This is a genomic window from Nocardia puris (genome assembly GCF_036051655.1).
Taxonomy (GTDB): Bacteria; Actinomycetota; Actinomycetes; order Mycobacteriales; family Mycobacteriaceae; genus Nocardia; species Nocardia puris.
In genome coordinates this window covers 291828-316605 of the sequence record NZ_CP107943.1, presented here as the reverse complement: position 1 = coordinate 316605, position 24778 = coordinate 291828, and the positions used below count along the sequence as shown (strand labels likewise).

The window sequence follows — 24778 nt, the reverse complement described above, 5'->3', positions numbered from 1 at the left end:
TGGACTCGTTCTCGGCGCTCACCCGGCGCTCCTCTCCGTGCTGCGGGCGGCCCGCGCGGTGCGGCCGTCCCCGTCGTCGCTGTCCTGCGCGTGCAGGTCGGCCAGGTACTTGTTGTATTCGGCCAGCACCGGGTCGTCGTCGCGCGCCGCCGTGGGCCGCTCGGGCAGGAAGCCCGCCGGAATCTCGCGGGCGGCCGCCGGACGGGCCGGGCGCTCGGCCTCGGCGGGCTCGTCCTGCTCCTCGGCCTCGCTTTCCAGCCGGACGAACCGGAAGTAGGCGAACACCACGAAGCCCGCGAACAGCGGCCACTGGAGCGCGTACCCGAGGTTCTGCCCGGTGCCGCTGGACGACTCGAACCGCTCCCACTGCCACCAGCCCAGCGCCAGGCAGACGAGGGCGACCACCAGCGCCAGGGCGATCAGGGCCGGGCGATTGTGTGCCGAGCGGCGGGGTGTTGCGGACACGCCTCTACGGTACCTGTCTACTACACGCTGCGTAGGAGCAGGTCGGCCCGCTCAGAGCTTGTAGACCACCCCGGTCATCCGCTCGGACTCCTCCCACAGGCGGCGCAGCAGCTCGGGGTTGTTCGAAAGTTTCGTCGACGCCGAGGGTTCCACCGGTCCCTGGCTGCCGAACAGCCGGTTCGGACCCCAGTAGGTGGTGGGATCGGCGTCGGGCTCGGTGGCCGCGAACAGCGTCGAATGCGCCGCCTTGTGCGGCGGGTGCCCGATCAGGCGGACGAACGGCTTGCTGATCTTGTCCAGCGGCGTCTCGGTCCTGGCGAACAGGTCGGTCGCGGAGACGCCGGGGTGCACGGCGTAGGAGCGCTTGGCCGAACCGGCCTCGGTGAGCCTGCGCTGCAATTCGCGCGCGAACATCAGGTTGGCCAGCTTGGCCTGGGCGTAGGCGAGATTGCGCTGGTAGCGGCGGTTCTCGTAGTTGAGATCGTCGATCCAGAGCTTGGGCGTCTGGCGGTGGGCGATGCTGGCCAGCGTGACGACCCGGTCGCGGATGCGGTCGAGCAGCAGTCCGGTGAGCGCGAAATGCCCGAGGTGGTTGACGCCGAACTGGGTCTCGAACCCGTCGGCGGTGCGGGAGAACGGGATGTTCATCAGGCCCGCGTTATTGATCAGCACGTCGAACTCGCCGGATTCGTCGGCGAAGCGGCGCACCGAAGACAGGTCGGCCAGGTCGAGGGCGGCGACCCGCACGTCGCCGGGGATCGAGGCGGCCACCGGCTCGGCCTTGGCCGCGTTGCGGCAGGCCATCACCACGGTCGCGCCCTTGGCGGCGAGTACCTTGGTGGTCTCGGCCCCGAGGCCGCCGTTCGCGCCGGTGATGACGAACGTGCGCCCGGTCTGGTCCGCGATCTGCTCTGGTTTCCATGCCATACGCACGTACCTTACTCCGGAGTAAGTTCCGGGGGAAGGGGCAGTCGCGCCGATGTTCGCTACGGTTGAAAACGTGACGACCACGGTGGGCAGGCAGTACGGCGGGCGTGCCGTCGCGGAACGCAAGGCCGAGCGTCGCTCGCGGTTCCTCGACGCGGCCACCCGCCTGTTCGCCGAGCGCGGTTACACCGAGGTCTCGCTGGCCGACGTGTGCGCCGGCGCCGGACTGTCCAAGCGGCAGTTCTACGAGGAGTTCGCGACCAGGGAGGACGTGCTCGTCGCGTCCTACGACCGCATCCAGGAGGAGGCCACCGCCGCGGTGACCGCCGTGCTGGGCGAGCTCGATCCCCGGCTCGGTCCCGAGGCCGCCATGACCGCCGTGATGACCGCCTACGTCGGCTCGCTCGGCGCCGATCCGTACCGGGCGAAGGTCGCGTTCATCGAGGTCGTCGGCGTGAGCGAACGGTTGGAGCGCCACCGCAGGGAGCGGCGGCACGCCTGGGGGCGGGTGCTGGAGGACGAGGTGGTGCCGCGCGTTGTCGCGGGCGGGCGCATCCGCGGCCTGCCAGGACTGGCCGCCAGCGCCATGATCGGCGCCGTCAACGGCCTCACCCACGAATGGCTGCTCTGCGACCCGCGCCCGCCGGTGTCGGAACTGGTCGAGCTGCTGGTCCCGATGGCCATCGCGCTCATCGAGACGCCATGACCACCGGGCGCCGCGCTCAGCCGAGCATGCCCTCCAACCGCCGCCTGCGGGCGGGCTGACGCAGTTTGCCCAGGGCCTTCGCCTCGAGCTGGCGCACCCGCTCGCGCGAGACGCCCAGCGCCGTGCCCACCTGTTCGAGGGTGCGCGGCTCACCCCGGTCCAGGCCGTAGCGCAGCAGGATCGCCGTGCGTTCGCGGTCGGTGAGCGTGGCGAGCACCGCGTCCAGCCCGCCGCGCAGCTGCGCGGCGGCCACCAGATCGGCCGGATCGGGCGCGTCGTCGGGAATCAGCGCGCCCAGTTCGGTGTCCTCGCCGACCGGCGCGTGCAGCGAGACCGGTTCGCGGCCCGCGCGCAGGATGTCGTCCACCTGCGCGGCCGTGAGATCCAGTTCCGCGCCGATGCGGGCGCTGTCGGGCTCGCGGCCGAGTTCCTGCGCCAGCGCCAGTTTGGTGCGGGCGACCCGGTTGTGCAGCTCCACGGCGTGCACCGGCAGGCGGATGGTGCGGCCCTGATCGGCCAAGGCGCGGCCGATCGACTGCCGGATCCACCAGGTGGCGTAGGTCGAGAGCTTGAGCCCGAGCCGGTGGTCGAACTTGTCGACCGCCCGCATCAGCCCGATCGTGCCCTCCTGCACCAGATCCAGCAGGGAGACGCCGACCGGCGTGGGATAGCGCTTCGCGATCGACACCACCAACCGCACGTTGGCGCGGACCATGTGGTCCTTGGCGAGTGCGCCGTCGGCCGCGGCGGCCCGCAATCGACGGCGTTCGGTGGCGTCGAGTTCGATTCCGGCGCTGTCCTTTTCGTCGAGGGTGCGGCGGGCCGTCACGCCCGCCTCGATGCGGCGGGCGAGGTCGGCCTCCTCGGCGGCGGTGAGCAGGGCGGTGCGCCCGACGGCGCGGAGATAGTCGCGCACCGCGTCGTCGGTGACGGTGGCGGCGCGCTGGTGTTCGGACTGGGGCACGGGTGCGTCCTCTCGGTCGGGCTGGTCGATCGGGGCCGGTTTCCTCAGCGGCCCTGTGCGCGCCGCAGGCCGGTGGGCCTGCCGCCGTGGATCTGGCTGTGCCGGATTCCCTGTGCCGCGCCGCGGCGGGCACGCGCCGGATTCGTGCGGCGGTCGACGGCGGTCGCGCGGCGAATGGCGTTCTCGAGAGTGGTGTTCGCGGTGTGGTCGGCCATGGTGGGTGCTCCCTCGAAGTCGGTGCGGTGCTGGGTCGGGGTCGCGGTGGGAAGGCCGTGGGTCATGCCGGGTGGTGCTCCTGTCCGTCGGTGCCGCCGGAGGGCGACGAGAACAAAATTAGAGCAGGCATAAAAATATGTCAAGCATAAATTTTGACCGGACCGATGTTAGAGTTCCCGGCATGACCGAACAGGGACTGCGCGCCCGCAAGAAGCAGCAGACCAGGGAGACCATCTCGCGGCGCGCGACCGAGCTCTTCCTCGAGCGCGGCTTCGACAAGGTGACGATCGCCGAGATCGCCGCCGCCGCCGACGTCGCCAAGATGACCGTGACGAACTACTTCCCCCGCAAGGAAGACCTCGCCCTCGACCTCGGCGAGGTGTTCGTGGAACAACTCGCCGCCACCGTGCGCGACCGGGAAGCGGGGGAGTCGGCGCTGGCCGCGTTGCGCCGCGCGTATCTCGCCGCGGCCCGCGCGTGCGATCCGGTGGTGGGGTTCTCCGGTCCGGAGTTCGCGACCATGATCGTGCGGAGCCCGGCGCTCACGGCGCGCCTGCGCGAGTTCCACGAGGAGCGCGAGGCGGTGCTCGCCCGCGCGCTGGCCGTGGAAACCGGTGCGGCACCGGAGGATATCCGCCCGCGGGTCGCCGCCGCCCTGCTCGGCGGGGTGCACCGGGTGCTGTTCGAGGAGACGATGCGCCGCACCCTCGCCGGGGAGTCGAACGAGAAGATCTCGCGCGCGCTGGTCGCCTACATCGGCGAGGCCTTCGGCGCGCTGGAACCCGCCCTCGGCGATTACGCGGTGCGCGTCTGACCGGGTACCGCCGGTTCGCCACCGTGTCGCTGGCCGATCGGGCGCGCGGCGTCGGCCCATACTGTCACGATGAGCGGAGCAGTAGCTGTCGCCGAGGAGCCCGCGCGTGAGCCGCTGAGCCGCGCTCGCACCAACGTCGTCTTCGCCACCGTCGTGCTGGGCATGCTGATGGCGGCGCTCGACCAGACCATCGTCTCCACCGCCCTGCCCACCATCGTCGCCGACCTCGGCGGCGCGGGCCACATGGCGTGGGTCGTCACCGCCTACCTGCTGGCCGAGGCGGTCGCCACCGCGCTGGCCGGCAAACTCGGCGACCTGTTCGGCCGCAAGCTGATCTTCCAGCTCAGCGCCGTGATCTTCATCGCGGGGTCCATGCTCGCCGGCCTGGCCAACGGGATGCTGCTGCTCATCGTCGCGCGCGGCATCCAAGGCGTCGGCGCGGGCGGGTTGATGGTCACCTCGATGGCGCTCATCGCCGACACCATCCCGCTGCGCGAACGCGGCAAATACCAAGGCGCGCTGGGGGCGGTCTTCGGCGTCACCACCGTCATCGGCCCCACGCTGGGCGGGCTGTTCACCGACCACGCCAGTTGGCGGTGGTGCTTCTACGTGAACGTGCCGATCGCGATCCTGATGATCGTCATGGCCGCGCGCACCATTCCGCGCGTGCGCGCGATCGCCCGCCCGATCATCGACTACGCGGGCATCGGCCTGGTCGCGCTCGGCGTCTCCGGCCTCATCCTGGGCCTGGAGTGGGGCGGCACGGAATACCCTTGGGGCTCTTGGCAGATCATCGGCCTGTTCGGCGCCGCCGTGGTGCTGCTGACGGCCTTCGTCGCGGTGGAACTGCGTGCGGCGGAACCGATGCTGCCGATGCGGTTGTTCCGTAGCAACGTCTTCACGGTCTGCTCGGTGCTGAGCTTCATCGTCGGATTCGCGATGCTCGGCTCGATGACCTATCTGCCCGCGTATCTGCAATACGTGGACGGTGTTTCGGCCACCATGTCCGGCGTGCGCACGCTGCCGCTGGTGGTGGGGCTGTTCCTCACCTCGATCATCTCCGGACAAGTGGTCGGCAGAACCGGCCGCTACCGGTACTTCCCGATTGCGGGCACGGCGGTGATGGTGATCGGCCTGTATCTCATGTCGACGATGGGCCGCCACACCAGCGTGTGGCTGGAATCGCTGTACATGCTGATCCTCGGGCTCGGCATCGGCCTGGCCATGCAGGTGCTCACCATCGTCGTCCAGAACACCGTGCCCTACGCCGATCTCGGCACCGCGACCTCCGGCGTCACCTTCTTCCGCACCCTCGGCAGCGCGTTCGGCACGGCGGTCTTCGGCACGCTCTACTCCAACAAGCTCGAGTCCGAACTGGGTGCGGCGCTGGCTCAGGTGCGGGTGGTGCCGCCGGAGGTGGCCGCGAATCCCCAGGCGCTGCGCGCACTTCCACCCGAGACGGCCGCGCCGATCATCGACGCCTACGCCGCGACCATCGACCACGTGTTCCGCTGGGTGGTGCCGGTCGCGATCGCCGGCTTCCTGGTGGCCTGGCTGCTGAAGGAGGTGCCACTACGCGACAGCGCGCGGATGGGCGCTTCCGATGTGGGCGAAGGGTTTTCGATGCCCGAGCAGGGCGACCGCGTGGCCGTGCTGGAGCGGGCGGTCTCGGCGGTCATGCGCAAGGCGCGCGCCGAGGGCGAGGTCTTCCCCGGCATCCTCGCCGAGGCGAGCAGTCCGCTCAGCCGCGGTCAGGCGTGGGCGCTCGGACAGGTATACCTGCACAACAGGATTCGCGGTATCGCCACGCTGAACTCGATCGCGCGGGCGCACCGTGTGCCCGACGAGGTGATCGAACCGGTCTACGTGCGAGTGATCGGCGCGGGCTACGTCGACGCCGAGGACGGCGCGCTGCGCCTCACCGAGTCGGGCCGCGCCGAGGTGGACCGCGTGCAAGCCGCCTGGCGGCGCTGGCTCGCCGCGCACCTGGACACCTGGGACGACCGCGATCCGGGCGACCGCGCCCTGCTGGACGAGGCGCTCACCAATATCGCCACAAAGCTCCTCGAAGAACACCTGGACGAGCTCGAGCCCGCCCACTGACGGAGCCCGCCCGCGCCGAACGTGCCATCGGGTTCCACGGGCCCAGCTCGCGGCGTCCAGCCGTTCGGTCCGCGCGGGCAGCGGACCCCCGCGCAGGCGATCGATCAGCCGGCCCGGACAGACACGCGCCACGCCGGTGACGCCGGGGCCGCGCCCGCACGCGATCCGCCCGCACCGCTGGATGCCGCCGCGTCCTCGGCAGGCATCGAACTCAGCACCTGTAACCGCGCACTCCACCCGGTTGTGCCGGAATACTCGTAGACGTATATTCGTCTACGAATAAGGAGGGCGCATGGCCAAGCGCAAGGTGAACAATCTGCTGGCACTCGCGATCCTCTCGGTGCTGGTGGAGCGGCCGATGCACCGCTACGAGATCGCCGCCAAGCTGCGCGAACGCGGCAAGGACCAGGACATGGACATCAAGTGGGGCTCGCTCTACACGGTGGTCCAGAACATGACCAAGGCCGGGTTCCTCGAGGTCGTGGGCAGCGAACGCGACGGCGCACGTCCCGAGCGTGTCATCTACCGCATCACCGACGCGGGTCGCGCCGAAATGTCGGACTGGACAAGGGAACTCGTCGCTTCCCCCCGTACCGAGCACCGCGCCTTCACCGCCGGGCTGTCCGTTATCGGCGCATTGCCCCCCGAGGAGGTCATCGATCTGCTCGCCACCCGGATCGCCGCGCTGGACGCCGTGATCGCCCGCGTGCGCGCGGAACTGGACGGTCTCGCCAGCAGGCTGCCGCGCTTGTTCGTCATCGAGACCGAGTACTCGGTGGCCATGCTCGAGGCCGAGGCGGCGTGGGCGCGCGCGTGGCGGGCGGAGCTGGTCTCGGGCGAGTTCCCCGATCTGCCGCTGTGGCGGCGCATGCACGAGCCCGGCGCGTCGTCGGCCGAACTCATCGCGATGGTGGAGAGGGGGTTCGCCGAGCCGGAACCTCAGGAGTAATCGCAGATACCGAGCCCGGCGGGGGTGCGGCAACACCGCCCGCCGAGCCCGATGAACCGTCTCGAACCGCGCCCGCTCGCGCGCACCCGGCCACGAGGCTGGCAACCACAGGATAGCTGGGTGGGTGGCACGCGGATCGGTTCGCCGTATCGATCCACGTTCGGAGTACACCTATGTCCACAGTCCGTTCCGCACTCGTCATAGGGGGCGGCATCGCCGGTCCCGTCACCGCCACCGCCCTGCGAAAAGAGGGTATCGACGCCCGCGTCTTCGAGGCGTATCCGGGCACCTCACACGGCATCGGCAGCGGGCTCGCGCTCGCGCCGAACGGCATTGCCGCACTGGAGATCATCGGCGTCGCCGACGCCGTGCGCGCCATCGCGCAGCCGGTGTCGAACCAGGTCCTGCTGGTCGGCGGCAAACGCCACCGAGTGCCCCGCCTGACGGACGCGCCGCCGATGCAAGTGGTGGCCAGGGCCGATCTGCACCGCGTGCTGTCCGAGCACGCGATCTCGGCCGGGGTGCCGGTGGAGTTCGGCAAGCGGCTGGTCGGCGTGGACGAGCACGCCGACGGCGTCACGGCCCGTTTCGCCGACGGCAGGACCGCGACCGCCGACATCCTCGTCGGCGCCGACGGCATCCGTTCCACCGTGCGCGACCTCATCGACCCCGCCGCGCCGGGTCCGCACTACACCGGCATGCTCGGCTTCGGCGCCACTACCGACTGCCCGTCCGAAACCGCCACCGGCACCATGGTTTTCGCGTTCGGTAAACGCGCCTACTACCTGTTCTGGCCGCTCGGCGACGGCCGCGTCACCTGGGGCGCCAACCTCCCGCACCGGGAGTACCTGACGCTCACCGAGGCGCGCGCCGTCCCCGCCGCGCGCTGGCTGGAGATCCTGCGCGACACCTACGGCGAGGACGTCCCCGGCGGTGAGCTGGCGCGCAATACCACCGAGGAGCAGCTGGAGATCACCGGCGGCCTGCACATCATGCCGCCGGTCCCGCACTGGTACCGGGAGCGGATGGTGCTGGTCGGCGACGCCGTGCACGCGCCGTCCAACAGTTCCGGGCAGGGCGCGCCGCTGGCCGTCGAGAGCGGCGTGCAGCTCGCGCGCTGCCTGCGCGACATCCCCGATCCGGCGCGGGCGTTCGCGGCCTACGAACGCCTGCGGCGTGCTCGCGTGGAGAGCATCGCCGCGCGGGCCGCGAAGATCAACCACAGCAAGACGCCCGGCCCGATGGCCCGCCGGATCATGAACCTGCTGATGCCGCTGCTGGTCAAGACGGTGATGAACCCGGACAAGACGCAGGCCGACGAATTGCGCTACCGCATCGACTGGGACGAACCGGTCGCGGTCTGACTTCGTCCCCCTTGGTGGGGAAACGTTCACCCTCGGAGGTGGCGGGGCAGCACTGGGGTTCCTGTCGGCGGCGGCCGTTCTCGGCGAGATTGGAGTGGTCACCAGAACACCGCGAACCAGGGAGGAGCACCGCATGTGCATCCAGGCCGACACCACCACCCGTGCGATCGAGAACGGCGGGCTCGCCACCGTCACCAGGATCGACCCGGCGGCCGTCGCGGTGTCCACCCCCGACGGCGACCTCACCTACCGTGAGCTGGACGGCTGGTCCAACCGGCTGGCGCGGGTGCTGCTGGAGCTGGGCGCCCGGCCCGGCGCCCGCGTCGCGATGGCGGTGCAGCCGGCGATCGAATCGGCGGTGACGCGGCTGGCCATCACCAAGACCGGCGCCACCCCGGTGCCGGCCGCCGCCGACGCCGCGCTCGGGGTGACCACCAAGGCGGGCCGGGACGTGCTGGCCGACGACATCGGCTGGCTGGTGCTCGACGACCGCTCGACGCTGGTGCGCTACCTCACCGGCTCCGACGCGCCGCTCACCGACGACGAACTCGCCACGCTGCCGAAGGCGTCGTGACGACGCGCCGCCGCGCACCCCGGCATCCGTCCTGACATGCGGATTCCGGGGTGCCGGTGCGGGTGCCGGGGCTACACTGCCCACGGAGTCATTCCGATGCGCACGTTGGCCGACACCCCCGCCGAGAGGCCCGTTCCCACACGCGGCCCGGCTCACTACGGCCCGGTGCGCGCCCGTTACCGGCGCGTGTCCTGAGGCCGTTTCACCCCCTTTCTTCTCTTCTGTCCCCGGGACGTTCGTATGACTCAGCAGACCCTTTCACCGTCGGCCGACGGCGCGACGCTGCCCGACGGCGCGTTCCCGCTCTCGGCCGCGCAGCGCGGCATCTGGTTCGCCCAGCACTTCGCGGGCGACACCCCGATCTCCATCGCGCAGTATGTGGAGTTCCGCGGTGACCTCGACGTGGCGCTGCTCGCCGACACCGCGCGCCGCGCCGGGCGCGAGTTCGGCACCGGCTACCTGCGGCTGATCGAGGTGGACGGCTTCCCGTTCCAGGTGATCGACACCGCCCTGGACGACAAGCTGCCGGTGATCGACCTGCGCGGGGAAGCCGATCCGGTGGCGGCCGCGCACGCCTGGATGCGCGCGGAATACAGCGCGCCGCTGGATCTGCTGTCCGACCGGCTCGCCGCCTACGCCATGCTGCGGCTCGGTGACGCGCACTGGTTCTGGTATCAGCGCATCCACCACATCCTGCTGGACGGGTTCGGCGCGATGACCATGTTGCAGCGCATCGCCGCGCTGTACAACGCGGTGGTGGAGGGCCGCGAACAGCCCGCGAGCAAGGCGGCCGATCTGCGCGCCATCGTGGAATCCGATGTGGCCTACCGTGATTCGGACCGGTTCCGGACCGACGGCGCGCACTGGCGCGAACACCTGGCCGGACTCTCCGAACCCGTGAGCCTGGCGGGCCGCGCCGCGCCCGTGGAAGCCCACCCGGCCCTGGTGACGGGCGAATTGCCCTCGGCGACAGCGGAATTGCTCGACGCGGTGGCGAAGGCGGAATCGTCGAGCATCGCCCCGATCGTGGTGGCGGCGTTCGGCGCCTACCTCGGCGCGATGACCGGCGCCGCCGAGGTCACGCTCAGCCTGCCCGTCTCCGGGCGCACCACCGCCGCGCTGCGGAACTCCGGCGGCATGGTCGCGAACGTGGTGCCGCTGCGGCTGCGCCCGGCCGCCGAGGTCACGGTGGGCGCGCTGATCGCCTCGGCGCAATCCGAACTCACCTCGGCGCTGCGCAGGCAGCGCTACCGGCAGGAGGACATCGTTCGCGATCTGGGCCTGCCGGTCGACGAGGCGTCGTTCGGGCCGACGGTGAATCTGATGATGGTGGACACCAGGATTCGGTTCGGCGACGTCACCGGACGCATGCACGTGCTCACCTCGGGACTGATCGACGATCTGTTCCTCAACCTGTATCCGGGCGTCGGCGGCGAGACCACCCACATCGACTTCCAGGCCAACCCGAACCTCTACGGCGACGACGAACTGGCCGCCCAGCACCGCCGCTTCCTCGACTACCTGCACCGGTTCCTCGCGGCCGGGCCGGACGCGCCGCTGCGCGTGGTGTCGGTGCTCTCCGATGCGGAGCGCGCCGAACTCGTGCCGGCACGGGGTCCGGCGGGTGTGCCCGAGGCATCGCTGCCCGACATCCTCGCTCGCGGTGTGGCCGCCGCACCGGACGGCGTCGCGCTCCGCTTCGGTGCGGAGGTTATGACGTACCGCGAGGTGGATGCCTACGCCAATCGTCTGGCGCGGCTGCTGATCGCCGCCGGTGCTGGTCCGGAAACTACTGTGGCCGTGGCTGTTCCGCGCTCGCTGCACTCGGTGCTGGCCCTGTGGGCGGTGGCGCGGACCGGCGCGGCGTTCGTGCCCGTCGATCCGGCGTATCCGGCCGACCGGATCGAGCACATGCTCGGGGACAGCGGTGCGGTGGCGGGCGTGACCGTCGCGGCGGCGCGTGTGGCGCTGCCGGACCGGATCACCTGGTTGACGTTGGACGACCCCGTGACCGAAGAGGTTGTCGCGCATCAGGATCCGTCGGCGGTCGAGGCCGAGCGTCGGGCGCCCGTGCGGCTCGATCAGACCGCCTACCTCATCTACACCTCCGGGTCCACCGGTCTGCCGAAGGGCGTCGCGGTGACCCATCGGGGGCTGGCGAATCTGGTGGCGAGCTCCGGTGCGGCGTTCGGTGTGACGCCGGATTCCGTTGTCGCGCACGCGGTGTCGCCGAGTTTCGACATCTCCGTCGAAGAGCAGTTGATCGCGTTCGCGGTGGGGGCGACGCTGGTCGTGGTGCCGCCGTCGGCCTACGCGGGGGAGGAACTGGCGGGCGTGCTGCGCGAACATCGCGTGACGCACTTGAACGTGACGCCCGCCGTGGTGGGCACCCTCGATCCGGCGAGCCTGCCCGCGCTGCGGACCGTGGTGGTCGGCGGCGACGCGTGCCCGCCGGAGCTGGTGGCGAAATGGGCGGGCCGCACCCTGCTCAACGGGTACGGGCCCACCGAGACCACCGTCACGGTCACCGTCAGCGCGCCGCTCGTCCCGGACGAGCCCGTGTCCATCGGGAGTCTCGCGAAGGACGTCACCGCGCTGGTGCTCGATGGCGCGCTGCGCCCCGTCGCGCCGGGCGCGATCGGCGAGCTCTACCTCGGCGGGCCCGCGCTGGCCCGCGGCTACCACCGGCGCACCGGACTGACCGCGAGCCGGTTCGTGGCGCATCCGTACGCGCCGGGTGAACGCCTGTACCGCACCGGCGATCTGGTGCGCTGGCGCAGGCGGGGCGGCAGGCTGGAACTGGACTACGCGGGCCGCGGTGACTTCCAGGTGAAGGTGCGCGGCTATCGCATCGAGCTGGGTGAGGTGGACGCGGCGCTGGAGCGGCTGCCGGAGGTGGATTTCGCCCTCACCCTCGGCGCCACAACGCCCGGCGGTGCGACGGCGCTGGTGTCGTATGTGCTCGGAGCGGACGTGCAGCCTGAGGCGGTGAAAGCCGCTGTGGGGGAGAGTCTTCCGTCGTACATGGTGCCGTCGGTGATCATGGTGCTCGACGAGGTGCCGCTGACGCCCGTCGGCAAGGTGGACCGGCGGGCCCTGCCCGCACCGGATTTCGGGACGCGGACCGCCGTGCGCCGCCCGCCCACCACACCGCGCGAGGAGACTTTGGCCGCGCTGTTCGCCGAGGTCCTCGGAGTGGACGCGGTGGGCGTGGACGAGAACTTCTTCGCCCTCGGCGGCGACAGCATCGTCTCCATCCAGTTGGTGTCGCGCGCGCGAACCGCCGGGCTGCGGTTCAGCGCCCGCGACGTGTTCGAACGCAAGACCGTCGCGGCACTGGCCGCCGTCGCCACCGACGCCGAGGATCTCGCGGTCCGGGAGTTGCCGGGCGGGGGTGTGGGCGAGGTGCCGTTGACTCCGATCGTGCACGCGATGCTCGAGCACGGGGAGTCCTGGAACCGGTACAGCCAGGCGGTACTGATCGCGCTGCCGTCAGACGACGTGGATGCGTTGCGGTCGGCCGTCCAGACGTTGGTCGATCACCACGACATCCTGCGCAGCACTTTGCGTCGCGTGGGAGACGAGTGGCAATGGACTGTTGCCGAGGTGGGTTCGGTGGTGGCGTCCGCGTTGATCGAGACCGTCGACGTCGATCTGTCGGATGAGCGGGTTCGCGAACGTGAGCTGCAAAGGGCCGCTGATCGTCTCGATCCGCGCGGGGGAGTGGTGGGCCGGTTCGTGCTCCTGCGTGGAGCTGGGGGGCGCGCTGGTTTGGAGGGTGATGTGGCGCGTGGGGTGGGCGAGGGTGGCGGTGCGGAGGGTGGTCTCGCGGCCGGAATGGTCGAGAGTGGCAGCGCGGAAGGAGATTTCGCGCGCGGCGGGGTGACCGTCGACGCTGCGAAGTCCGAGGGCAGCTCGGCACTGCTGTGGATTGTGCTGCACCACTTGGTGACCGACGGGGTGAGTTGGCGGGTGCTGCTGCCGGATCTGGCGACGGCGTGGTCGGGCGGCGAGTTGACGCCGGCCGGCACGTCCTACCGGCGCTGGGCGCACGCCAATCAGGATCAGGCGCGGGTGCGCGAAGCCGAACTCCCCGTGTGGCAGCGGATTCCGAGGTCGGATCCGCCGATCGGCACGCGGACTCTCGACCCGGCGCTCGATACCGTCGACACCGCGGCGGACCTGATCACCACCGTGCCCGCCGACGTGGCGAGCACCGTCCTGGACGTCGCGCCCACGCTGTTCCACTGCGGCGCCGACGAAGTGCTGCTCGCCGCCATGACCATGGCGCTGCACCGCTGGCGCGGGCGGACCCGTGCGCTGTTCACCCTCGAAGGGCACGGCCGGGAGGAATCCGTGCTGCCGGGTGCGGATCTCGCGCGCACGGTCGGCTGGTTCACCAGCGTCTACCCGGTGTCGATCGACCTGGGCGACCTCGACATGGACGAAGCCTTCGCGGGCGGCGAGGCCGCGGGCGCGGCGATCAAGGCGGCCAAGGAACAACTGCGATCGATACCGGATCGCGGTGTGGGATACGGGATGCTGCGCTATCTCGACGCGCGCACGGCACCTGTCCTGGCCCAGGTGCCGACGCCGCAGATCAGCTTCAACTACCTCGGCCGCGCCACCCTCGCCGACGAGGGCGCTTGGCTGCCACGGCGATTCGCCGCGACCAGGAACGGCGACGCGCCGCTGCCCGCCGTGCTGGACGTCAACGCGATCATGGGTTCCTCCGGTCTCGAGGTCACCTGGACCTACGCCACCGGTGTGCTCACCGAGGCCGAGGTCGCCGAGTTCGCGAACGAGTGGACCGTCGCCCTCGCGGCGCTGGCCATGCACGCGCACGCGGCGGGCGCGGGCGGTCACACGCCCTCCGACTTCCCGCTCGCGCGGGTGACCCAGCGGCAGATCGACGGGTGGGAACGCCGCTACCCGAACCTGACCGATGTGTGGCCCCTCTCGCCGTTGCAGTACGGCCTGCTGTTCCACGCCTGGTACGACAACGACACCGCCGACGGCTACACCGTGCAGAGCAGGCTCGCCCTGGCCGGCCGCGTGGACGCCACCCGGCTGCGCGCCGCCGCGCAGGTGCTGGTGGACCGGCACGAGAACCTGCGTGTCGCGTTCGCCGAGACCGAGGACGGCCCGCGCCAGCTGGTGCTCGCCGCCGCCGAAGTGCGCTGGGACGACGTGGATCTCACCCATCTGCCCGACCCGGACCGGGAGGTGGACCGGCTCGTCGCCCTCGACGCCGCCACCCGCTTCGACCTCACCGCGCCCCCGCTGCTGCGCTTCCGCCTCCTCCGCACGAGCGCGGACACCTGGACCCTGCTGATGACCAACCACCACGTCATCCTCGACGGCTGGTCCACGCCGCTGCTGGTCCGCGAACTCCTCACCGTGTACGTGGCGGAGGCGGCGGGGAGGGACCCGGCCGACGTGCTGCCTCCGGCGCCGTCGTATCGCACGTTCCTCGCCTGGTTGGCCGAGCAGGAGCGCGTGTCGACGGATCCCGCCGTGATCGAGGACCAGCGCGACGGCACTGACCTCGGGATCGGTGAAACCGGCTCTGGTGCAGTGGGTATCGCCGCCGTTGGAGGAGTCGACGCGTCGAGGGAGGCAGAGGCGGATCCCCTCGCTGACGGGTCAGGTGCACCGGGCGACACGCAGTCGGTCGGAACCCACTCGGCGACAACAGGTTCCGCAGCCCTGGAGGCGTGGCGCGAGGCGTTGGCCGGAATCGACGCCCCCACGCGCGCCGTGCCCTCGCTCGCGGGCATCGAGTCGACCGAATCCGGCACGGTCTCCCTGGATCTGCCCGCCGAGGCCGTGGCGCGGCTGGAAGCCACGGCGCGCGCGGCGGGTGCCACCGTCAACACCGCCGTGCAGGTGGCGTGGGCGCTGGTGCTCACCATGCTCACCGGACGCACCGATGTGGTATTCGGCGGCACCGTGTCGGGGCGGCCGCCGCAGCTGCCCGGCGTCGAGGACATGGTGGGCCTGTTCATCAACACGCTGCCCGTGCGGGTGCGGCTCGATCCCGCCGAGCGGGTCGCCGATCTGCTGGCGCGCGTGCAGAGCGAGCAGGCGCGGTTGCTGGATCATCAGCACGTCGGGCTGGCCGCCATCCACCAGGCCGTGGGCCTGGCCGAATTGTTCGACACCCTCACCGTTTTCGAGTCCTACCCGATCGACCGGGAGGCGCTGTCGCAGTCCCTCGACGTGGCGGGGATGCGGGTGCTCGATGTCGAGGGCACCGACGCCACGCCGTATCCGTTGAACCTCATGGTGATTCCGCTGCGCGGCTTGCCCGGCGCTCCCGGCGACACGCTGCGCGTGAGCGTGAAATACCTGGCCGATCACCTGGGTGAGGCCGAGGCCCGCAGGCTGCTGGAGCGCTTCGTCGCGCTGCTCGACCAGATCGCCGCGTACCCGGATCGGCTCGTCGCCCGCCTGCACCACTGCGATCCCGCCGAGCGCGCCGCCCTGCTGCCCGTGCGCGGGCCCGAGTCGGTGCCGCAGCGCACGCTGCCCGACATCCTCGCGGCGGGGGCGGCGATCGATCCGGCGGCGCTGGCGGTCAGCGCGGGCGGCGACACCATGACCTACGGCGAACTCGACGCCTGGTCGAACCGGTTCGCGCGGGTGCTGCTGCGGCGCGGGATCGGCGCGGAAGTGTTCGTGGTGCTGGCGCTGACTCGCTCGGTGGAATCGGTGGTCGCGGTGTGGGCACTGGTCAAGACCGGTGCAGCCTTCGCGCCGCTGGACCCGAACTACCCGGTGGAGCGGATCGAGCACATTCTCACCGACTCCAAGGCGCCGATCGGCGTCACGGTGCGCGCCACCGGCGAGACCCTGCCCGCCACCATCGACTGGCTGCTGCTCGACGACCTCAACACCATCCGCCACGCCATGACCGTGCCCGACGGGCCGATCACCGACGCCGAACGCGGCGGCGCGATCCGGATGGACCAGACCGCCTACCTCATCTACACCTCCGGCTCCACCGGCAAGCCGAAAGCCGTGCTGCTCAGTCATCGTGGCGTCGCCAATCTGGTCGCCGCGCAACGGGAGTCGCTGGACCTCGACCCGACCGCGCGCGCCTTGCAGGTGGCCTCACCGAGCTTCGACGCGTCGGTGTTCGAACTGCTCACCGCGCACGCGATGGGCGGCGCGCTGGTGCTCTCGCCGCCCGAGGTCTACGGCGGCGCCGAACTGGAACGGCTGCTGCGCACCGAGCGGGTGACGCACGCGGTCATCACCCCGTCGGTGCTCGCCACCATGGAGCCTGGCGGGCTGACCGAGCTGCGGGTGCTGTCGGTCGCGGGCGAGGCGGCCGGACCGGAGCTGACGGCGCAGTGGTCACCGGGCCGGCGCATGGTGAACCTCTACGGCCCCACCGAATTCAGCATCTGGGCGACCGGGCCCGGCGAACTGCGCGCGGGCGAGCCGGTCACCATGGGCGGTCCGATCCGCGGGGCGGCCGCGATGGTGCTCGACGGCTGGCTGCGCCCGGTCCCGGTCGGCGTGGAAGGCGAGCTGTACTTGGCCGGACCGGCCATCGCGCGCGGGTACTTCAACCGATTCGCGATGACGGCCGGACGGTTCGTCGCGAATCCGTATGGCGCGCCGGGTGATCGGATGTACCGCACGGGTGACATGGTGCGCTGGGTGGAATCCGGTGGCGACCGTGATTCGGCGCTGGAACTGGAATATCTGGGCCGCAGCGATTTCCAGGTGAAGATCCGCGGGTTGCGCATCGAACTGGGCGAGATCGACGCGGTGCTGGCCGCCGACGATCAGGTCGAGTACGCCGCCACCCTCGGCTGCCCCGGCCCGGCGGGGGAAACCGTGCTGGTCTCGTACGTGGTGCCGAGTGATCTCGGCCGTGAGTCCGCCTCGCGAACAGACGGTTTCGACACCGAGCGGCTGCGCTCCCGCATCGCGGGCGAACTGCCCGGCTACATGGTGCCCGCCTATCTGCTGGTGCTGGACGAGGTTCCGCTGACACCCGTCGGCAAGCTGGACCGAAAGGCCCTGCCGATGCCGGACTTCGACGCGCTGCGCCGCCGCTACCTCGCCCCGCGCACGCCGGTGGAGGAGGCGGTGGCGGCGGTGTTCGCCGACGTGCTCGACGCCGACCGGGTGAGCGTGGACCACTCGTTCTTCGAACTGGGCGGCAACTCGCTCAGCGCGACCAAGGTGGTGGCCAGGGTGAACGCCGCGCTCGGCGCGACCATCGCACTGCGCGACCTGTTCGACGCGCCGACCGTCGCCCAGCTCGCCGCCCGCGTGGTGCCCGCAGCGGCGGGGGAGCGGGCCCGCTTCGCCCTCGGCCCGCGCCTGCGCCCGGACCGCATTCCGCTTTCGCCCGCCCAGCAGCGCATGTGGGTGCTGAACCGCCTCGACCCCGCCTCACCCGCCTACAACATCGCGGTCGCCCTGCGGCTCACCGGCCATCTCGACCTCGACGCCCTGCGCGAGGCCGTGCGCACCCTCGTCGAACGTCACGAGACCCTGCGGACCCTCTACCCGTCCGACGCCGAGGGGCCGCGCCAGGTCGTCATCGAGGCCGCCGCCGCGACACCGGACCTGCGCCCCGTGGCGGTCTCCGAACTCGAACTGGCGTCTCGCATCGCGGAACTTACCGGCACCGGCTTCGAACTGGCCACCGAATCCCCGTTCCGCATCGGGCTGTTCCGGGTGTACGCGGACGATCGGGGCTCGCGTGCTGTTCCCGTCGTGCGCGATGGTGCGAGCGTGACCGGGAGCGAGCACGACGAGTTCGGCGTCTATCCCGCCGGACGAAACGCCGTGCCCACGAGGGCGATTCGATCAGCATCGCCCACGGATCCGGCGGATGGGAACGCATCACCGGATGACGAGAGCGTGCACGTGGTGGTCCTCGTCGTCCACCACATCAGTGCGGACGGAACATCGATGGCCCCGCTGGCCACCGATCTGATGGCCGCCTACGCGGCCCGCACCGTCGGCGCCGACGCGGACCTGGCCGCGCTGCCGGTGCAGTACGCCGACTTCGCGCTGTGGCACCGCGAAGTGCTCGGCGCCGAGGACGATCCCGAATCCCTGGTGGCCCGGCAGGTGCGGTACTGGACTGAAACGCTGTCCGGCGCACCGGATCTGCTCGAGCTGCCCACCGACCGGCCGCGCCCGGCGGTGCGGAGCGCCAGGAGCGCCGACTTCGAGTTCCCGGTGTCCGCCGAATTGCACCGCGCCCTGGGCGAACTCGCCGCGACCACCGAGACCAGCCTGTTCATGGTGGTGCACGCCGCGTTCGCCACGGTGCTGGCGCGTCTCGCCGCCACCGACGACGTGGTGATCGGCACCGCCGTCGCCGGTCGCGGTGACGCCGCGCTGGACGGGCTGGTCGGCATGTTCGTCAACACCCTCGCCCTGCGCACCCGCGTGCGGCCGGACGAGTCGTTCCTCGACCTGCTCGCCGCGGTGCGCATCGGTGATCTGGACGCCTTCGCCCACGCCGACGTGCCGTTCGAGCGCTTGGTGCAGGTGCTCGATCCGGTCCGGTCCACCGCGCACCACCCGGTGTTCCAGGTGTCGCTGTCGTTGCAGAACTTCGTCACGCCGGAACTCGCGCTGCCGGGCCTGCGCATCGCGGTGGAGGACCTGAACCGCGACGCCTCCCAGTTCGACCTCACCCTCGACCTGCGCGAACACCTCGACGGCACGGACCGGGCCGGGCTCACCGCGACCCTCACCTACGCCACCGACCTCTTCGACCCGGCCACCGCGCGGTCGCTGTCGCGGCGCTGGCTCGCGGTGCTGGAAGCCGTGGTCGCCGAGCCGCACCGGCGCGTCGGTGATCTGGACCTGCTGACCCCGGCCGAACGCGCCGACCTGGTCCCGGCGCGCGGTCCGGAGAGCGTCGAAGGCACCACCCTGCCTCGCCTGCTCGCGGAGACGGCGGCCGCGCATCCGGACCACCCGGCCATCGTCGCGGGCGACACCACCCTCACCTACGCCGAACTGTCCGCGCGGGCAACGACACTCGCGCACCGGCTCGCGGCGGCGGGTGCGGGGCCGGAAACCGTTGTCGCCCTGGCCCTCACCCGGGGCGTCGAACTGCTCGTCGGCCTCTGGGCGACCGCCGTGACCGGCGCGGCGTTCGTCCCGGTCGACCCGAAGCATCCGATCGACCGCATCGACCACATGCTCACCGACTCCCGCGCCGTACTCGGCCTGACCGTCGCCGCGCACCGACCGGCCCTGCCGCACACGACCCGCTGGCTGGTCATGGACGACCTCGAGCCGGGGGAGGATGGCACGCTCGCGGCACCGGATCCCACCGGTCCCGCCGTGCATCCCGACACCCCCGCCTGGCTGATCTACACCTCCGGCTCCACCGGTACGCCCAAGGGTGTCGCGGTCTCCCATCGCGGCCTCGCGGATCTCGTTGCCGCGCAACGCGAACAGCTCGCGCTCGACGAGCACGCCCGCGTCCTCCAGGTCGCCTCACCGAGTTTCGACGCGTCGGTGTTCGAAGCGCTCATGGCGTTCGGGTGCGGCGCGACCTCCGTGGTCGCACCGCCCGACGTGTTCGGCGGTGACGCCCTCGCGGCGCTCGTCGCGGAGCGGCGGGTTACGCACATGGTGATCACGCCGTCGGCCCTGGCCACGGTGGACCCCGCGCGGGTGTCGAGCGTGCGCGTGCTGGCGGTCGCGGGTGAGGCCGTCGGCCCAGAACTGGTCGAACGCTGGGCGACCGGACGCACCATGGTGAACCTCTACGGTCCGACCGAATCCACCATCTGGGCAACGGCTTCCGGTGCACTCGTACCCGGCGCGCCGGTCACCATCGGCACGCCCATTCGGGGTGCGGCGGTGCTCGTGCTCGACGCGCGACTGCGACCGGTGCCGCCCGGCGTCGCGGGCGAGCTCTACCTCGCGGGTCTGTCGCTGGCTCGCGGCTATCACGCGCGCCCCGATCTGACCGCCGCCCGCTTCGTCGCGAATCCTCATGGCGCGCCGGGGGAGCGGATGTATCGCACCGGCGACCTCGTGCGCTGGACCACCGACGGTGACTTGGAGTACGTGGGCCGCACCGATTTCCAGGTGAAGGTGCGCGGCCAGCGCATCGAACTCGGCGAGATCGACGCCGTGCTCGGCCGCGCCGAGGGGGTGGAATTCGCGGTCACCCTGGGTGTTGCGGGTCCGTCGGGCGCGACGGCACTGGCCGCCTACGTCGTCCGCGAGCCCGGCGTCGCACCCGATGTCGAGGAGTTGCGCGCCCACGCCGCCGCCTCCCTGCCCGCGTACATGGTGCCCTCGGCGTTCGTCGTGCTCGACGCGCTCCCGCTCAACGCGGTGGGCAAGTTGGACCGGAAAGCCTTGCCGGAACCTGTGTTCGGCGCGGATGCCGCCGAGTACGTCGCCCCGCGCACCCCCACCGAGCGGGAACTCGCGGCGATCTACGGCGAACTGCTCGGCCGCGCTCGCGTCGGCGCGCAGGATTCCTTCTTCGCGCTCGGCGGCGACAGCATCCTAGCCATCCAGCTCGTCTCCCGGGCGCGGCTGAGCGGCCTGACCCTCACGCCGCTGCAAGTGTTCGAGCACCGGACGGTGGCGGCGCTCGCGGCCGCAGCCGATGCGGCCGGAGTGGCGGTCACCCTGGACGAATTGCCCGGCGGCGGTGTGGGTGCCATGCCCCTGACCCCCATCGTGCGCTACATGCTCGAACGCGGCGGCGACCACCGGCGTTTCGCGCAGACCGCCGTGCTGGAGCTGCCCGCGGGCATCCGCGAAGACCAGCTCGTCGCCACCCTCACCGCCGTGGTCGACCGGCACGACATGCTGCGCGCCCGCCTCTCCGACGGGCCCGAGCCGACCCTCGAGGTCACCGCGCCCGGTTCGGTGGACGTGGCCGCCCTGCTGCACCGCGTCGAATTCGACGCCGCCGCCGACACTCTCGACCTGCGCGAATACGCGAGCGCCGCATTGGATGCCGCGCTGGACCGGCTCGATCCGGCCACCGGTGCGGTGCTGCGCTTCCTGTGGTTCGACCCGGTCGGCGCGGCGGGTGACCGCAGCAGGCCGGGCCGGCTGATCGTCGTCGCGCACCACCTCGTGGTGGACGGCGTCTCCTGGCGCATCCTCGTGCCCGATCTCATGGCCGCGTGGGCGCAGGTCTCCTCCGGTGCGACCCCGGTGCTCGCCGAGGTCGGCACCTCGATGCGGCGGTGGGCGCACGCGCTCGCCGAGGAAGCGCAGGCGCCTGGTCGCGTCGCCGAAATCGACTACTGGCGCGACGTTCTCGACGCACCGGACCCGATGATCGGTGGCCGGGAGCTGGATCCGCGCCGCGACGTGGCGGGCACCTTGCGCATGGTCGACATCGCGGTGTCGGCGGAGACCACCACGGCCCTGCTCACCACGTTGCCCGCGCTGTTCCAGGGCGGCGTCGAGGACGCCTTGCTGGCCACCTTGGCGCTGGCGGTGCGGCGGTGGCGCGGCGGCGACAGCGTGCTGTTGCGGCTGGAGGGGCACGGTCGCCAGCAGGAGATCGTTCCGGGTGCGGATCTCTCCCGGACCGTCGGCTGGTTCACCAGCATCTACCCGCTCCGCATCGACCTGAGCGCCGTCGATCCCGACGACGCCGCGCGGGGCGGCCCGGCCCTCGGCACCGCTCTGCGCGCCGCGAAGCACCGCCTGCTCGCCGTGCCGGACAAGGGTGTCGGATTCGGGTTGCTGCGCTACCTGAATCCCGAGACGGCACAGCGGCTTCCACACCGACTCCCCGGACGGATCGCGTTCAACTACCTGGGCCGCCTCGCCGGCGGCGAGATCCCGCCCGGCCTCGAAGGACTCGGCTGGCTGCCCACCGACGACCTCGGCGACCTGCCCGCCACCGAACATCCCGGTGTCCCCCTGCAAGTGGAGATCGACGTGAACGCGGTCGTCGTCGGCGATCGCCTGCGCGCGAGCATCGGCTTCCCCGAAACCCTGCTCAACCACGGCGAGGTGGCGGAACTGGCCCGGCTGTGGCGGGAGATGCTCGACACCGCGGCGGCTTTCGCCCACACCGCGCACGCTCGGGAGGCAGCCGCCGAGGAGCAGAGCGCCCGCGCGAGCGAAACCGCTACTCCCAGCAGCGCGCTGGGCCTGGACGTGCTGTTGCCGATCCGCGCCGACGGTGACGAGCCGCCGCTGTTCTGCGTCCACCCGTCCTCCGGAATGTCCTGGAGCTACTTGGGATTGGCGGAAGCTCTCGCGCCGGGGCGGCCGATCTACGGCCTGCAAGCGCCGGATCTGAGCGGCCGCGAACCCTCCGCCCGCAGCATCGACGAGTTCGCCGAACGCTACGTGCGCGAGATCCGGGCCGTGCAACCCGAGGGGCCGTACCACCTGCTCGGCTGGTCGTTCGGCGGGCTCATCGCGCACAATATCGCGGCCCGCCTGGCGGCCGAGGGCGCCCGGGTCGGCACCCTCGCGCTGCTCGACGCCGACACCGCCGATATCGACGGCGACAGCATCGAACCCCTCACCGCCGGTGCGTTCGTCAACGCGTTCGGCGCCGTGTTCGGCATAGACGACGTGCCCGCCGACGCCACGGCGCAGGATGCCGCCGACCTGATCGCCGCCCGCACGGGGGGTGTCGCGCTGGTGGACGCCGCCATGCTCGAACGGATGGCCGGGTCCTACAACGCCTCCGCCCGCACACGGACCGGCTACCGCAGGCCCGTGTTCGACGGCGACGCGCTGTATTTCAGTGCCACCGTGGACAGTTCGGACATCTTCGGCCCGGAAGGCTGGCGGCCCTACGTGACCGGGGCCCTCACCAACCACGACGTCGCGGTCACCCATGACGAGATGACCGCGCCACACGCGCTCGCGCAGATCGCACGTGTGCTGGACGAACACCTGGGAGGCACACAGTGAACGAGTACGGAGTCGTGGTGGAAGGCATCGAGAAGTCCTTCGGCCAGGTGCGAGCTCTGCGTGGCGTGAATTTCACAGCGGCGCAAGGGGAAGTGCTCGGCATCCTCGGGCCGAACGGCGCGGGCAAGACCACCACCGTGAACGTGCTGTCCACGCTCATCGCGCCGGACCGGGGTCGCGCGGAAGTGGCCGGGTACGACGTGGTGGCCGATCCGGCGGCGGTGCGGCGCTCCATCATGCTCACCGGGCAGTTCGCGGCGCTGGACGACATGCTCAGCGGCTACGAGAACCTGGTCATGTTCGGCAGATTGATGGGCCTGCGCAAACGCGAGGCCCGCGCTCGCGCCGACGAACTGCTCGCCGAGTTCGATCTGACCGGTGCGGCGGGCCGCCGGGTCGGCACGTACTCGGGCGGGATGCGCAGGCGGATCGACATCGCGTGCGGGCTCGTCGTCCGGCCCGACGTGGTGTTCCTGGACGAGCCGACCACCGGCCTGGACCCGCGCAGCAGACAAGGCGTGTGGGATCTGGTGTCGGGCTTCCGCAAGCACGGCATCACCACCCTGCTCACCACCCAGTACCTCGAAGAGGCCGACGCGCTGTGCGATCGGATCATCGTCATCGACCACGGTGTGGTGATCGCCGAGGGCACCGCCGACGAACTCAAATCCCGCACGGGCGGCAGCTATTGCGAAGTGGTGCCGCTGCGCCTGGAAGACCTGCCCGCCATCGCGACCGCGCTGGGATCGCTGCTACCGCAGGAAATCAGGGCCGCGCTCACCCCGGAATCCGACCGCCTGGCCATCCCCGCGCCCGACGGGGCGAAGACCTTGGCCGAGGCCCTTCGCCGACTGGACGCCGCCGGTGTGGAACTGGTCGACATCGCGCTGCGGCGGCCCTCGCTGGACGACGTATTTCTCCAGCTCACCGGACATCTCGCCGACGCGGAGCAGCGGCCGTGACCGCCGGGGCCTGGCTCACCGACGTGCGCGCCACCCCGGTGCGGATGCGGCAGTGGTGGGTGCTCACGGCGCGCCTGGTGACGCCGTCGCTGAAGACCGGCGAGGTGCTCACCTCCGTGCTCGCGCCGATCACCTTCACCGCCAGCTTCTACATCCCGCTGAAGACGGTGATGACGTTCGCGGGCACCGGATTCAGCAGCTACGCGCAGTTCATGATGCCGATCGTGATCCTGCAAGCCGCCGCGTTCACCGCCATCGGCGCGGCCTTCCGCTCGGCCACCGACGCCGTGTCGGGACTGGACCGGCGCTTCGGCGCGATGCCGATCGGGCCGCTGGTGCCACTCGCGGCGCGCATGTCGGGCAACGTGTTCCGGCTCGTGATCGCGATGATCTCCGCGGTGGCCTGCGGTTACGTGATCGGGTTCCGGTTCCGGCTCGACACTCCGCACACCCTGGGGTTTCTCGCGTTCGGGATGCTGATCGGCATCGCGTTCACCATCGGCGCGGACGTGATCGGCACGGCGACCAAGAGCCCCGAGTCGACCACCCAGGCCCTGGTGCTGCCGCCGCTCATCCTCGGCATGCTCTCCACCGGTCTGGCGCCCGCGACCCAATTCCCCGAGTGGATACAGCCTTTCGTACGCAACCAGCCCGTGTCGCAGTTCGCGATCGGCTTGCGCGCGCTGGCCGGTGACACGGCGGGCAACGCGGGCGAGGTGACGTGGGCGTTGATGGGGCCGCCGCTGCTGTGGATCGCGGCGATCCTCGTGGTGTCGATACCGCTGGCCTGGCGGCTCAGCGCGAGGAGGGCGTGATGGTG

General features: G+C 71.2%; 13 protein-coding genes. 9 read left to right on the top strand and 4 right to left on the bottom strand.

The window, feature by feature from the left end; genetic code table 11:
- Positions 1-18: 18 nt before the first annotated feature.
- Positions 19-465, bottom strand: a complete 447-nt coding sequence (locus OHB21_RS01300; RefSeq protein ID WP_195126351.1) for a transcriptional regulator — start codon at positions 463-465, stop codon at positions 19-21.
- A 51-nt stretch (positions 466-516) separates the two neighbouring features.
- Positions 517-1392, bottom strand: coding sequence for an oxidoreductase (locus tag OHB21_RS01295; RefSeq protein WP_067512641.1), 876 nt, complete (start codon positions 1390-1392; stop codon positions 517-519).
- Positions 1393-1465: 73 nt separating this feature from the next.
- Here OHB21_RS01295 and OHB21_RS01290 point away from each other — a divergent pair, with 73 nt between their 5' ends.
- Entirely contained in the window at positions 1466-2098 is a 633-nt protein-coding gene (locus OHB21_RS01290) for a TetR/AcrR family transcriptional regulator (protein WP_084538036.1), read from the top strand.
- Positions 2099-2114: 16 nt separating this feature from the next.
- Here the strand turns inward: OHB21_RS01290 and OHB21_RS01285 are convergent, their stop codons facing one another.
- Entirely contained in the window at positions 2115-3062 is a 948-nt protein-coding gene (locus OHB21_RS01285; RefSeq protein WP_195126350.1) for a sigma-70 family RNA polymerase sigma factor, read from the bottom strand.
- 44 nt (positions 3063-3106) lie between these two features.
- Positions 3107-3343, bottom strand: coding sequence for a hypothetical protein (locus tag OHB21_RS01280; RefSeq protein ID WP_067512644.1), 237 nt, complete (start codon positions 3341-3343; stop codon positions 3107-3109).
- A 116-nt stretch (positions 3344-3459) separates the two neighbouring features.
- On the opposite strand from OHB21_RS01280, the gene OHB21_RS01275 reads away from it, so the two are divergent.
- From OHB21_RS01275 to OHB21_RS01240, 8 genes are all read left to right on the top strand, one after another.
- A complete protein-coding gene (locus OHB21_RS01275; protein ID WP_195126349.1) occupies positions 3460-4092 on the top strand; it encodes a TetR/AcrR family transcriptional regulator in 633 nt (210 codons plus the stop codon).
- Between the two features lie 69 nt (positions 4093-4161).
- Positions 4162-6195, top strand: coding sequence for an MDR family MFS transporter (locus tag OHB21_RS01270; protein ID WP_195126348.1), 2034 nt, complete (start codon positions 4162-4164; stop codon positions 6193-6195).
- Positions 6196-6487: 292 nt separating this feature from the next.
- Positions 6488-7144, top strand: a complete 657-nt coding sequence (locus tag OHB21_RS01265) for a PadR family transcriptional regulator (protein WP_195126347.1) — start codon at positions 6488-6490, stop codon at positions 7142-7144.
- A 173-nt stretch (positions 7145-7317) separates the two neighbouring features.
- Positions 7318-8508 carry an FAD-dependent monooxygenase gene (locus OHB21_RS01260; protein WP_195126346.1) on the top strand — a complete coding sequence of 397 codons (1191 nt, stop codon included), beginning with the start codon at positions 7318-7320 and terminating at the stop codon, positions 8506-8508.
- A 133-nt stretch (positions 8509-8641) separates the two neighbouring features.
- Entirely contained in the window at positions 8642-9082 is a 441-nt protein-coding gene (locus OHB21_RS01255) for an AMP-binding protein (protein ID WP_195126345.1), read from the top strand.
- A gap of 240 nt (positions 9083-9322) precedes the next feature.
- Complete coding sequence (locus OHB21_RS01250) at positions 9323-22996, top strand: non-ribosomal peptide synthetase (RefSeq protein ID WP_195126344.1); 13674 nt, start codon at positions 9323-9325, stop codon at positions 22994-22996.
- Positions 22993-23958, top strand: a complete 966-nt coding sequence (locus OHB21_RS01245; protein WP_067512656.1) for a daunorubicin/doxorubicin resistance ABC transporter ATP-binding protein DrrA — start codon at positions 22993-22995, stop codon at positions 23956-23958. The genes OHB21_RS01250 and OHB21_RS01245 overlap by 4 nt, the downstream gene beginning before the upstream one ends.
- Complete coding sequence (locus tag OHB21_RS01240) at positions 23955-24773, top strand: ABC transporter permease (RefSeq protein ID WP_084538038.1); 819 nt, start codon at positions 23955-23957, stop codon at positions 24771-24773. The genes OHB21_RS01245 and OHB21_RS01240 overlap by 4 nt, the downstream gene beginning before the upstream one ends.
- Positions 24774-24778 lie beyond the last annotated feature (5 nt).

Bases quoted from the DNA above. Each gene is read 5' to 3' on its own strand.
- OHB21_RS01295 (WP_067512641.1), bottom strand. From the start codon at position 1,392: ATGGCATGGAAACCAGAGCAGATCGCGGACCAGACCGGGCGCACGTTC.
- OHB21_RS01280 (WP_067512644.1), bottom strand. From the start codon at position 3,343: ATGACCCACGGCCTTCCCACCGCGACCCCGACCCAGCACCGCACCGAC.
- OHB21_RS01275 (WP_195126349.1), top strand. From the start codon at position 3,460: ATGACCGAACAGGGACTGCGCGCCCGCAAGAAGCAGCAGACCAGGGAG.
- OHB21_RS01270 (WP_195126348.1), top strand. From the start codon at position 4,162: ATGAGCGGAGCAGTAGCTGTCGCCGAGGAGCCCGCGCGTGAGCCGCTG.
- OHB21_RS01265 (WP_195126347.1), top strand. From the start codon at position 6,488: ATGGCCAAGCGCAAGGTGAACAATCTGCTGGCACTCGCGATCCTCTCG.
- OHB21_RS01260 (WP_195126346.1), top strand. From the start codon at position 7,318: ATGTCCACAGTCCGTTCCGCACTCGTCATAGGGGGCGGCATCGCCGGT.
- OHB21_RS01255 (WP_195126345.1), top strand. From the start codon at position 8,642: ATGTGCATCCAGGCCGACACCACCACCCGTGCGATCGAGAACGGCGGG.
- OHB21_RS01250 (WP_195126344.1), top strand. From the start codon at position 9,323: ATGACTCAGCAGACCCTTTCACCGTCGGCCGACGGCGCGACGCTGCCC.